The 12,408-nt window shown below is 48.0% G+C and carries 10 protein-coding genes; 3 read left to right on the top strand and 7 right to left on the bottom strand.

Features of this window, described 5'->3' with window-relative positions:
• The first annotated feature begins 85 nt into the window (after nucleotides 1–85).
• From D3795_RS06990 to maoP, 3 genes are all read left to right on the top strand, one after another.
• The gene (locus D3795_RS06990) at nucleotides 86–2,170 is read left to right on the top strand and encodes a cytochrome D1 domain-containing protein (RefSeq protein ID WP_156267383.1); all 2,085 of its coding nucleotides are present in this window, start codon (nucleotides 86–88) and stop codon (nucleotides 2,168–2,170) included.
• A gap of 2 nt (nucleotides 2,171–2,172) precedes the next feature.
• On the top strand, nucleotides 2,173–4,365 hold the full coding sequence (locus tag D3795_RS06985; protein ID WP_156267381.1) for a TonB-dependent receptor domain-containing protein: 2,193 nt from the start codon (nucleotides 2,173–2,175) through the stop codon (nucleotides 4,363–4,365).
• Nucleotides 4,366–4,511: 146 nt separating this feature from the next.
• On the top strand, nucleotides 4,512–4,880 hold the full coding sequence (gene maoP / locus D3795_RS06980) for a DUF413 domain-containing protein (protein ID WP_156267379.1): 369 nt from the start codon (nucleotides 4,512–4,514) through the stop codon (nucleotides 4,878–4,880).
• A gap of 25 nt (nucleotides 4,881–4,905) precedes the next feature.
• Here the strand turns inward: maoP and purD are convergent, their stop codons facing one another.
• From purD to accC, 7 genes are all read right to left on the bottom strand, one after another.
• Entirely contained in the window at nucleotides 4,906–6,195 is a 1,290-nt protein-coding gene (gene purD, locus D3795_RS06975) for a phosphoribosylamine--glycine ligase (protein WP_156267377.1), read from the bottom strand.
• An 11-nt stretch (nucleotides 6,196–6,206) separates the two neighbouring features.
• Complete coding sequence (locus D3795_RS06970) at nucleotides 6,207–7,055, bottom strand: class I SAM-dependent methyltransferase (RefSeq protein WP_156267375.1); 849 nt, start codon at nucleotides 7,053–7,055, stop codon at nucleotides 6,207–6,209.
• Between the two features lie 68 nt (nucleotides 7,056–7,123).
• Nucleotides 7,124–8,692 (bottom strand): bifunctional phosphoribosylaminoimidazolecarboxamide formyltransferase/IMP cyclohydrolase, encoded by a 1,569-nt coding sequence (purH, locus tag D3795_RS06965; RefSeq protein WP_156267373.1) that lies wholly within the window; start codon nucleotides 8,690–8,692, stop codon nucleotides 7,124–7,126.
• Between the two features lie 70 nt (nucleotides 8,693–8,762).
• The gene (gene fis / locus D3795_RS06960) at nucleotides 8,763–9,056 is read right to left on the bottom strand and encodes a DNA-binding transcriptional regulator Fis (RefSeq protein WP_092593808.1); all 294 of its coding nucleotides are present in this window, start codon (nucleotides 9,054–9,056) and stop codon (nucleotides 8,763–8,765) included.
• A gap of 18 nt (nucleotides 9,057–9,074) precedes the next feature.
• Nucleotides 9,075–10,040: a tRNA dihydrouridine synthase DusB gene (gene dusB / locus D3795_RS06955; protein WP_156267371.1), complete on the bottom strand. Its 966-nt coding sequence runs from the start codon at nucleotides 10,038–10,040 to the stop codon at nucleotides 9,075–9,077.
• Nucleotides 10,041–10,164: 124 nt separating this feature from the next.
• Complete coding sequence (gene prmA / locus D3795_RS06950; RefSeq protein ID WP_156267369.1) at nucleotides 10,165–11,046, bottom strand: 50S ribosomal protein L11 methyltransferase; 882 nt, start codon at nucleotides 11,044–11,046, stop codon at nucleotides 10,165–10,167.
• A gap of 5 nt (nucleotides 11,047–11,051) precedes the next feature.
• Nucleotides 11,052–12,401 carry an acetyl-CoA carboxylase biotin carboxylase subunit gene (gene accC, locus D3795_RS06945; RefSeq protein WP_156267367.1) on the bottom strand — a complete coding sequence of 450 codons (1,350 nt, stop codon included), beginning with the start codon at nucleotides 12,399–12,401 and terminating at the stop codon, nucleotides 11,052–11,054.
• Between the last annotated feature and the right edge of the window lie 7 nt (nucleotides 12,402–12,408).

Raw genomic sequence — 12,408 nt, 5'->3', positions numbered from 1 at the left:
ACATAGATCAAAATATAAACAGCGACTAGGCTTACGATTAGACACGGTAGTCTCATTTCTCGATGATCCACAAGGAGGACATCTAATGAAACCAAATAGTGTATCTAAGCTCTACCCTAAGCTGTCGGCATTAGCCATTGCTACGGGACTGTTTCTTACCGCAGGCAGTTCGGTTGCGTCGGCATCAGACGATGGCAAAAAGGCCTATGAGGCCAATTGCCAAGCTTGTCACCAACCAAATGGTCAAGGTTTAGCTGGCGCGTTTCCTCCGCTGGCGGGTAACCCTAATGTCACCAACGATAAACTTCATGTGGTGCGTACCATCTTAAAAGGGGCATCGGGTCCATTAGAAGTAAATGGTCAAAAATATAATGCGGTTATGCCACCGATGCAGCACATCAGTGATGACGATATTGCTGATATCGCGAACTATGTGTTGGCGAGTTGGGGCAATAAAGGCGGTAAAGTCACTGAAGACGAAGTGGAGCAAGTTCGCGTTAAACTTGGATTGAAAGATCGTGCCGAAGGGCAGCCTCATCAGGGTTCGACTGTAGCTGAAGTGAGCTACAAAGGTGCACCATCAACCGTCTCTGGCGGTAAAATGATGAGAACACCAGGCGCTCCAGATATTAGCGAAGAAGAGTTTGCGAAAGCGCAGGAAATTTATTTTCAACGCTGCGCTGGTTGTCATGGTGTCCTTCGCAAAGGTGCTACTGGTCTCCCGTTAACTACCGATATTACCCAAAAAAAAGGTACCGATTATCTGAAAGCGCTGATCAACTTCGGGTCGCCGGGCGGTATGCCGAACTGGGGTACTTCCGGTGAGCTCAGTGAGAAAGAAATCGATATGATGGCGCGTTTTCTGCAACATGAACCGCCAACGCCTCCAGAGTGGGGTATGAAAGACATGAAGGATTCATGGATTGTTCATGTGAAACCTGAAGATCGTCCGAAAAAACCTCAGCACAAATATAATGTCGACAATATGTTTGCAGTGACGCTGCGTGATGCTGGTGAAGTTGCAATTATTGACGGTGACAGTAAGAAAGTTCTGAATTATGTGAAGACTGGTTATGCCGTTCACATTTCTCGAGCCTCAAGTTCAGGCCGTTATTTCACCACCATTGGTCGTGACGGCAAAATTGACTTGATTGACCTCTACATGAATCCGCCACAAGTTGTCGCTGAAATCAAAATTGGTCTGGAAGCGCGTTCTGTTGAGAACTCTCGCTACAAGGGCTATGAAGATAAAATCGCGATTGCTGGCGCCTACTGGCCACCACATTACGTGTTGATGGATGGCGAGTCATTGGAGCCGCATAAGATTGTTTCGACTCGCGGTATGACAGTTGATACGCAAGAATATCACCCAGAGCCTCGTGTAGCAGCGATTGTTGGTTCGCACAAGCACCCTGAATTTATCGTGAACGTGAAAGAGACTGGCCAAATTAAGCTCGTCAATTATTCCGATATCGATAACTTGCAGGTGACCACTATTGATGCCGCACCATTCTTGCACGACGGTGGTTGGGATCGTTCAGGTCGCTATTTCTTAACTGCCGCAAACGAGAACGACACCATCGCTGTTGTTGATGCGTTAGATCGTGAATTGGAAGCGTTAATTCCGGTGAAGCGTATTCCGCATCCAGGTCGCGGTGCTAACTTTGTGGATCCGAAATATGGACCTGTGTGGGCCACCAGCGCCCTTGGCAATGCCGATATCACACTAATCGGTACTGACCCTGAAAAACACAAAGACAACGCATTTAAAGTTGTTCGCGTGTTAGAAGGCCAAGGTGGCGGCTCGCTGTTCATCAAAACTCACCCAAAATCGAACAACCTATGGGTGGATACACCATTCAATCCTGATGCCAAAGTTTCCCAGTCGGTTGCGGTATTCGATATCAATAATTTGGATGCTGGCTTCAAAACTTTACCGATTGCGGAGTGGGCTGACTTAGGTCCGGGTCCAAAACGTATCGTTCAGCCTGAGTACAACATGGCTGGTGATGAAGTTTGGTTCTCGGTTTGGAGTGGCCAAGAGGAACAATCAGCGATTGTTATTGTGGATGATAAGACACGTAAACTGAAGCATGTCATTAAAGGAGAAAAAATCATTACTCCAACTGGCAAGTTCAACAATTACAACACACGGAACGAGGTGTACTAAGCGTGAAATACACAGCACTTGCTGGTGTTGTGGCTGGGGTATTCGGTTTCATGCCCCAGCTAACACTGGCTTTACCACAAGAAGTGAACGAAGCAGTAACAACTCAGCAAGATGCTGACATGGAAGTGATAACCGTGGTTGCCCATCGGCAACCACGCCAACTTTCCGAGGTTGCAGGTACGGTAACCATCATCAACGAAGATGATTTACAACGTGATCTTGTCATTAACGCTGCAGATTTAGTGCGGTATCAACCAGGAGTAGAGCTCGATGACGATAGTAGCCGGTTTGGTAACAGCGGTTTTCGTATACGTGGTATTGCCGGTAACCGCACCGCAGTTGTAATAGACCAAGTTCCCGTCGCAGATTATTTTGCGGTCGGCAGCTATTCCGATACGGGGCGAGGGTTACTCGAGCTAGGCTTAGCCAGTCGAGTTGAAATTTTACGCGGGCCAGCATCGACCATGTATGGCAGTAAAGCCTTAGGTGGTGTGGTTGCTGTTCATCTGCTTGATGCAGAAGATGTATTACTAAACAGTAAGCGCGGCTCTCGCGTTCAAACAGGGTTTAATTCTGATAGTAATCGCGCCAATTTAATGGGTGCCACAGCTTTCGGTAGTGGCGGCACGCGTTTATTATTAGCTGGCGCCGTTCAATACGGTGAAGATGTGCGCTCGGCTGATTTAACTGATGCGATGCGAGATGAGCAACATCGTCGTCAGCAGGCGCTGTTAGTTAGTGCAGAAACAGACACTGGCTTCGGTGAATGGCAGTTTACGCTGGATGCGATGAATGAATCGCGAGATACCGATATTCAGTCAATTATTGGTACCGGTCGACTTAGTGCAACAACCAGCTTGGTTGGCGATGATAGCCGTAATCAGTATCGATTACTTGCCGAATTAAACATCGATCCGCTGGGTTGGATTGACCGCGGAAGCTGGCGGTTATATCACCAAAGCACCGAAATAGAACAAGATTCGTTTGAGCAACGAATGTTACTACCTGAGCCACTCGATATCGAGCGTCTATTTGATTTCGAGCAAACAACAACAGGGCTTGGCGCCGATCTCGAAACCGACACGCAACTTGCGAGTATTCGTCATCGTATCGGTTATGGTTTTGAACTGATGAGTTCGACGCTTCAAGATCAACGTGATGCCTCACAGACCAACCTAGTTACCAACTCGACAACGAAAACCCTCTTGGGTGAAACCTTTCCGCTTCGTGACTTTCCTCGAAGTCGTGTGACTGAGTTAGGCGTCTACCTGCACGATGAGTTCGAATTGTGGGAAGAGGGGCCCGTGTTAAGCCCTGGCATACGCTATGAACACTATAAGTTACGTACACGCGATGATGCTCTGTTCGTAGAACGTTATCCCGATTCAGAGGTAACTGACTTAACACACGATGCGTGGCTACCTAAATTAGGCATTATTTGGTCGGTTAGCGACAATGCAGAGTGGTTTGCTCAGTATGCACGTGGATACCGAGCACCACCATTTTCAGATGTAAATATTGGCTTGTATTATCCTCAATTTCGCGTGCTTGCTATTGCGAACCCTGATCTAAAAGCCGAACGTGGTTACGCCTTTGAAACCGGTTTTCGAGGGCGCGATAGTGATACTCAGTGGTCAATTACCGCCTATCACAATCGTTACAGTGACTTTATTCAAAGCCGAGCTTCTTTGGGATTTGATCCGGCTCGCCAGTTGCTAATCTTTCAATCAATTAACCGCGACAAGGTTGTGATTGAAGGCGTTGAAGCGAACTGGGAGCAACAGTGGACCGATGCATGGTCGAGCGCAATCAGTGCGGAATATAGCCGTGGCGAAGATCGCGAAAGTGGGCGAAACCTTGCCGACGTAACGCCACCTCGACTAATCGCCGAGCTTCAATATGAAGCACAAAACTGGGATACACGGCTGGTTTTAACTACCGTGCGAGGGCAGCGGGAGCTCGTTGATGAAGCCGATAATCCATTATTTTCAGCGCCTGGTTATGCGACTTTTGATTGGATTTCACGCTGGTATGTCACCCCTGACTTAAACGTGACAGTAGGCGTATTTAATCTCACTGACAAACGTTACTGGCGTCATGCTCGAGTAAGCGGCATGCCAATAAATGACCCGTCGTTGCCAGTTTTAGCCGAAGCCGGACGCAGTATTGGCGCTTCAGTTTACTATCGATTCTAACGGTTCATTAGTGACATCTGTTCGGAATAAAAACGTAAAAAAATTCGAAAATTGTTGACAACTTGCGGTTTCGCCTCTATATCGTCAGTGACGCAAAGAGGCGTTACCGTTTACCTGTAGTTGTTGGTCTGGAGGATGGGCACACAATGGCAACAATGAACCGTGATCAAATAATCAAGAAGCCGTTTAACGACTTCAAAAACTACCCGTACGGATTTGCTCGTTCGGGCGATTTTTCAATTCGCGAAAGTGAGCTGTTAGCTAAACACGGCAGTTTGATTGCGGCGTTGATGAGTGGTGAACTAGAACCAGAATCAGCCGAAGAACAGTCATTATTAGCCGTTGCTAGAGGCGAAAAAGCAGCTGATTCACCAGTTGAAAAGGCGTGGTCGAAATATCAGGCCCGTATTAATCGCCCAAAAGTAGGCAGTATGTACGGCCGCAGTCGCTACACCGATGAAGCTTTCGAAATCAGCGGTGGTGGTGATGACGACGACTTAGTCGTTGAGGATTAAAAAAAGCGCCTTCACGGCGCTTTTTTTATGCTTGTTCGCGAGCGATGGCTCGATGTGCAATATCGGTTCGGAAGTAGGCATTGTTCCAGCTTATTTTGCTAAGCGCTGCATAGGCTTGTTGCTGGGCATCAGTAACACTGTCGCCAATAGCGGTAACACATAAAACGCGCCCACCAGAGGTGACTAACTCGTTTTTGTCATTGTACTTGGTTCCCGCATGGAACACCTTTGCACCGTTTGCTTCGGCAGCTTTAATACCTTTAATGACATCGCCTTTTGCATAATTATCTGGGTAGCCACCGGCTGCCATCACGACGCCAACCGTCGCGCGCGGGTCAAAATCAATGTTTTTACCCGCTAGATCGCCAGCACATGCTGACTTGCACAGTTCAACAAGGTCAGAACGCAAGCGCATCATAATTGGCTGCGTTTCTGGGTCACCAAAACGGCAATTAAATTCTAATACTTTAGAAGTGCCATCTGGGGCAACCATTAACCCAGCATATAAAAATCCTGTATATGGATGCCCTTCGGCAGCCATACCCTCTACGGTAGGCTTGATCACATACTGCATTACCCAGTCATGTACTTCAGGGGTAACCACTGGAGCTGGTGAATAAGCGCCCATGCCGCCCGTATTTGGGCCTTTATCGCCGTTATCTCGGGCCTTATGGTCTTGGCTTGAAGCAAACGGTAACGCCGTTTTACCGTCGACCATAACGATGAAGCTGGCTTCTTCACCTACCAGAAACTCTTCGATAACCACACGGCTACCAGCTTCGCCAAAACGATTACCAGCCAGCATATCGTCAATGGCGGCGAAAGCATCGCTTTCGTTCTCAGCAATAATCACGCCTTTACCGGCCGCTAATCCGTCAGCCTTAATCACAATGGGTGTGCCTTGCTGGCGTACATATTCTTTTGCGGCCGCAATATCGGTAAAGGTGCCATAAGCGGCGGTCGGAATATTGTGACGTGCAAGAAAATCTTTGCTAAACGCTTTTGACCCTTCAAGTTGTGCTGCAGCTTGAGTCGGGCCAAAAATTGATAATCCAGCGGCAGTAAATTTGTCGACGACACCCAGAACAAGAGGCGCTTCAGGGCCGACAATCGTCAAGCCAATTTGTTTTTCCTGCGCAAAGGCTAACAATCCGTCGATATCATCTGCCGCAATAGCCACGTTTTCGATGCCAGCTTCAGTTGCTGTACCTGCATTACCTGGAGCAACAAAAACCGTTTGCACCGCATCTGATTGCGCTGCTTTCCATGCTAAAGCGTGTTCGCGACCACCGCCGCCAATTACCAGTACGTTCATTTACTCTCTCGTTACGATTTAGGTTTTACAAATTTAAGGGTGAAGCGATCACTTTCACCAATAGCTGTGTATTTTTCTCTGTCATCATCGCCTAAACCCAGCGTTGGCGGCAATGTCCAAACGCCGCGCGGATGATCGGCGGTGTCATTTGGATTCGCATTCACTTCGCTACGCGCGGCCAGTTCAAAGCCGACCGACTCCGCCATTGCAATCGCAAAGCTTTCCTTCATATAGCCAGAACTCGCCATGTCTTCATCCGGACGCATTTCTGGTAAGCGATGATCAACCACGCCAAGCACGCCGCCTGGTTTTAACGCAGAATAGAATTGCATGAATGCATCTTGTACCGCTTCTTCGCCACCACCCATGTACCAGTTATGCAAGTTACGGAAGGTGAGCACCATATCAGCGCTTTCAGGCGGTGCGATGACACTATCGCTCAATGGCGCGAACTCAGTGACAACCACAGCGCTGAAGGCTGCGTCATTGGTAACCCGCTCCATGAAAGCTTGGCGCGAGCGTTGATAATACTCACGACTGCTATTTGCCGGGAAGTGTGCAGCGTAAAGCAGACCTTCGTCTTTCAAATACGGCGCCAAAATTTCTGTGTACCAGCCACCGCCGGGTGAGATTTCAACCACGGTTGAGGTCGGCTGAATTCCGAAAAATTCAAGCGTTTCTGCTGGATGGCGAAACTCATCGCGAGCACGATTAGATGCCGAACGAGTTTCAGAATCAATCGCTTGCTGTAATAAATTAGGTGCAGTTGCCGTCGTCTCAGATGGCTCTGAACAGGCGTTTAGACCAAGCACGGTTAAAGGGATGAATAACAGATTTAACAGACGATTACGTACAGTCATTATCTTGCTCCTAAGCTTTAAGATAGCTTCATCCTAAACCGTGCTTGCCATTTCAGCAAATCAATCCGTTAGTGACGGAAGTGACGCATGCCAGTAAACACCATGGCAATGCCATGTTCGTTTGCCGCGGCAATAATTTCTTCATCACGAATTGAACCACCCGGTTGAATAATCGCGGTAATACCAGCCGCCGCTGCCGCATCAATGCCATCGCGGAACGGGAAGAAAGCATCGGATGCCATCACCGATCCTGGTACTTCCAAATTCTCATCGGCAGCTTTGATTCCAGCAATTTTGGCACTGTAGACGCGGCTCATTTGACCCGCACCAACACCAATCGTCATGCCGTCACGAGCGTAAACAATGGCGTTCGATTTAACGAACTTCGCAACTTTCCAGCAGAACAATAAGTCTTGCAACTGAGATTCGGTCGGCTGCTTCTCGGTGACCACTTTCAAGTCGTTAAGGGTAATTTCGCCTTGGTCATTATCTTGAACCAACAAACCACCGTTAACGCGCTTGTAATCAAGACTCGGTGTGCGCTTGGCTGGCCACTGTCCGCATTCCAATAAACGCACGTTCGCTTTGCTTGCGATAACATCGCGCGCGGCTTGGCTCACCACCGGAGCAATAATGACTTCCACAAACTGACGGTCCACAATCGCTTTTGCGGTATCACCATCCAGTTCCCGGTTGAAGGCAATAATGCCACCAAACGCTGAAGTTGGGTCGGTTTTGAAGGCGCGGTCATACGCTACCAACGGTGTTTCAGCAATAGCGACGCCACATGGGTTTGCATGCTTCACAATCACACAGGCTGGTTGCTCAAATGATTTGACGCATTCGAGCGCAGCATCAGTGTCAGCAATGTTATTAAATGAAAGTTCTTTGCCTTGTAACTGTACAGCGGTTGATACTGAGGCTTCACTTGGTTTTGATTCCACATAGAAGGCTGCTTGTTGATGGCTATTTTCGCCATAGCGCAGATCTTGCTTCTTCTCGAACTGCGCGTTGAAGGTTCGTGGAAATTTACTTTCTTGCTGTGGTAAACGCGCACCAAAGTAATTCGCAATCATACCGTCATACTGAGCGGTGTGTTCGAAAGCTTTGATGGCCAAATCAAAACGTGTATCAAACGTCAGGCTATTGTTATTAGCGTCCATTTCAGCAATAACGCGATCATAATCAGCCGCATTAACAATAATCGTCACATCACGGTGATTCTTGGCTGCTGCACGAACCATCGTAGGGCCGCCGATATCGATATTCTCGACAGCATCTTCATGCGAACAGTTTTCGTCAGCAACCGTTTCTGCAAATGGATAGAGATTTACCGCAACCAGATCAATCGGCGCGATACCTTGATCAGCCATGACTTGCTGGTCGACATCACGTCGGGCCAAGATGCCGCCATGAATTTTTGGGTGCAAGGTCTTCACACGACCATCCATAATTTCTGGCTGCCCCGTGTGTTCCGATACATCTGTTACCGGCACGTTATGTTCGCGAAGTAATTTTGCTGTGCCACCCGTTGATAAAATAGCGACGCCGCGTTGCACGAGCGCTTGTGCAAAAGCGACGATTCCAGTTTTGTCGGAAACACTTAAAAGGGCGCGTTGAATAGGACGATGTTGCATGGTTGCTCTACCTTTTTGATGTCTTACAAAGAAAAAAAGAGCACACAAGGCGCTCTTTTTCTGGGGGCACTTAGTTCATGCCGTATTTTTTCAGCTTCTTACGCAAGGTGCCGCGGTTGATGCCAAGCATCGTTGCGGCGCGGGTTTGATTACCACGCGTATAGGTCATGACCTCTTCCAATAGCGGTGCTTCAACTTCAGCGAGCACTAATTCATATAGCTCTTCAGGATCGTGTCCGTCAAGTTGCTTTAAAAATGAATTCAACGCTTGCTTTACCGAATCACGCAGTGGCTTCGGCTGAGCATTGTTACCAATTGTGGTAAATGGAGAAATCGGATCACGATTTGCGTTTTGATCAAACATAGGTGCGCTCTATCTCTTCTAGTTTACTGTTGCAAAAAACTTCGTCAGGGCTGTTAGTTGTTCGTTAGCATCTTCAATGCTGACAAACTCCCGACGAAAAGCTGACGCGGGTTGTTGCTGTTGTAAGTACCAACCCACATGTTTTCGGGCAATCCGAACGCCGCTGTATTCACCGTAATGTTGGTGGAGATTGCGAACATGCCGTAGAACAACATCACAAACTTCATCACTACTTGGTGGCGGAAGCTGCTCGCCCGTTGCTAAATAATGAGCAATTTCGCGAAACAACCACGGATTCCCTTGTGCGCCGCGACCAATCATGATGGCGTCGGCACCGGTATACTCAAGAACCTGTTTTGCCTTTTCAGGCGTGGTGATATCACCATTAGCAACCACCGGAATTGTGACAGCATTCTTAATTGCTCGAATGGTGTCGTATTCCGCATTGCCTTTATACATACACGCCCGCGTTCTGCCATGAACCGCTAATGACTGAATACCGAGTTGCTCAGCAAGCTTGGCAATTGCAACGCCATTGCGATTTTCTGGGTCCCACCCCGTGCGTATTTTCAGTGTGACAGGTACGTCTACTGCTGCGATTACCGCGGTCAAAATCGATTCGACCAGATCGGGGTACTGCAGCAACGCCGAGCCTGCCAGCTTCTTATTTACCTTTTTTGCAGGGCAACCCATATTAATGTCGATGATTTGTGCGCCGTTATTCACATTGTGAATTGCCGCAGCAGCCATCAACTCGGGCTCAGCCCCCGCAATTTGCACCGCTCGAATACCAGGTTCATCAGCGTGTTCCATACGGTCACGCGACTTTTTGGTATCCCACACCAGCGGATTACTCGATAACATTTCAGACACCGTCAAACCAGCCCCCAACTCTTGACATAAACGTCGAAAGGGAAGGTCGGTTACTCCCGCCATGGGCGCAAGTATCACTGGATTGTCTAATTGATATGGTCCGATCCGCATCGGTTAAAAACTGTGCAACTCAAGGGTGGGAAATTTTAGGGAATTTGGCGGCTAAAGAAAAGGCTGTAATTTGTACAAAAGCCGCCTTTTTTGTACTTTTTGCTCTTGACAAATTGCAGGAATATTACAGTCTGCGCTTGGCGTGGAGCATTACCCAGCCATCTTTGACCTGTGGCGGGCTAAATTCAAATTGGTCTTCGTAGGCAGCCTGCACCGCTGGAATTTGTCGTTCAAGTATACCTGACATGACTAATTCGCCGCCTTCAGCGACATAATCAGTAATGATATTCGCGAGTTCTTGCAACGGTCCCGCGAGAATATTAGCAACGACAACATCGGCTTTTAGTTTGGGTTGATTACTTGGCAGATAAACTTCGAGTTGCTCAGCGACACCATTGCGTTCAGCATTTTCCATACTGGCGATAAGCGCCTGTTTATCAATGTCGATACCAACGGCACGCTTAGCACCTAACAATAAAGCACCAATAGCTAGAATACCTGACCCACAACCAAAATCGACGACGGTTTTCGCAGTTAGGTCTTGCCCATCAAGCCAACCGAGGCACAACGCGGTAGTGGGGTGCGTACCTGTACCGAAAGCCATCCCAGGGTCGAGCATAATATTAACGGCATTGGGATCAGGAATATCGCGCCAGCTTGGGCAAACCCACAAACGCTTGCCGAATTGAATTGGGTGGAAGTTATCCATCCACTCGCGTTCCCAATCTTTGTCTTCCAGTTGATCGGTTTTGTAATTGAAACCGTCTTTGAAGTAACTCGACTTCTTTAGATTTTCAATAACCGGCGCCAAATTGGTTTCAGCTGGAAATAATCCAGTGACCAACGTCTCTTGCCAATAAACAAGTTCGCCAAGTGGCGGCTCAAAAATGGGGTTATCTTGTGCATCGCGGTAGGTTACGGCCATAGCGCCGTTGCCCTCAAGCATGTCCCCAATATTTGGGGCATGCTTCTCAGGCGCTGAAACGGTTAATTGAATCCAAGGCATGGGGGCTAGTGACCACCCATACCAAGTTTCTTTTCCAGATAGTGGATATTGGTACCACCGTGCTGGAAGTTCTCGTCAGCCATGATGTCTTTCTGCAATGGCACGTTGGTTTTAATGCCTTCAATAATTAGTTCACTCAAGGCATTGCGCATACGAGCAATCGCAACATCACGATTTTCACCATAAGTAATCAGCTTACCTATCATTGAATCGTAGTTTGGCGGAACTTTGTAATCTGCGTAAACGTGCGAATCCCAACGAACACCAAGACCACCTGGCGGATGGAAACGCGTAATTAAGCCCGGCGAAGGTACAAAGGTGTTTGGATCTTCGGCGTTGATACGGCATTCAATGGCATGTCCACGAATAACGATATCTTCTTGCGAGATAGACAATTGACGGCCAGCAGCTACACGTAATTGTTCTTTAATCAGGTCGATACCTGTGATCATTTCGGTCACTGGGTGCTCTACTTGTATACGCGTATTCATTTCAATGAAGTAGAACTCACCGTTCTCATACAAGAATTCGAACGTACCCGCACCACGGTAGCCAATTTCGATACAGGCTTTCACACAGCGTTCACCAATAAACTTACGCATTTCAGGAGTAACGCCTGGTGCTGGTGCCTCTTCCACAACTTTCTGGTGACGACGCTGCATAGAGCAGTCGCGTTCGCCTAAATAAACGGCGTTACCTTGGCCATCAGCAAGTACCTGAATTTCGATGTGGCGTGGATTTTCTAGGAATTTCTCCATGTACACCATCGAGTTACCAAATGCAGCACCGGCTTCAGCTTTGGTTGTACTAATTGCGCGCAGTAATTCGTCTTCTTTACGAACAACGCGCATACCACGACCACCCCCACCACCAGCAGCTTTAACGATCACTGGGTAGCCAATACGCTTGGCAATTTTAATATTGGCAGCGTCATCATCGCCAAGTGGGCCGCCCGAACCTGGCACGCAAGGCACGCCTGCTTTCTTCATTGCTTCAATGGCCGATACCTTATCGCCCATTAAGCGAATAACATCCGCAGTTGGCCCAACGAAGATAAAGCCTGAATTTTCAACTTGTTCAGCAAAATCAGCGTTTTCGGCTAAAAAGCCGTAACCAGGGTGAATCGCTGCAGCATCGGTAATTTCTGCCGCACTAATAATACGTGGAATATTTAAATAGCTATCGGTTGATGGTCCATTACCAATGCAGATTGATTCATCGGCCAACAACACGTGCTTTAGATTGCGGTCAACCGTGGAATGCACAGCTACCGTCTTGATACCGAGTTCTTTACAGGCGCGTAAAATACGCAGCGCAATCTCGCCTCGGTTTGCAATCACTACCTTATCTAACATGACTATG

This window comes from Pseudidiomarina andamanensis (assembly GCF_009734345.1).
GTDB lineage: Bacteria > Pseudomonadota > Gammaproteobacteria > Enterobacterales > Alteromonadaceae > Pseudidiomarina > Pseudidiomarina andamanensis.
The sequence above is the reverse complement of the archived record's forward strand: the minus strand, read 5'-3'. Positions and strand labels throughout refer to the sequence as shown.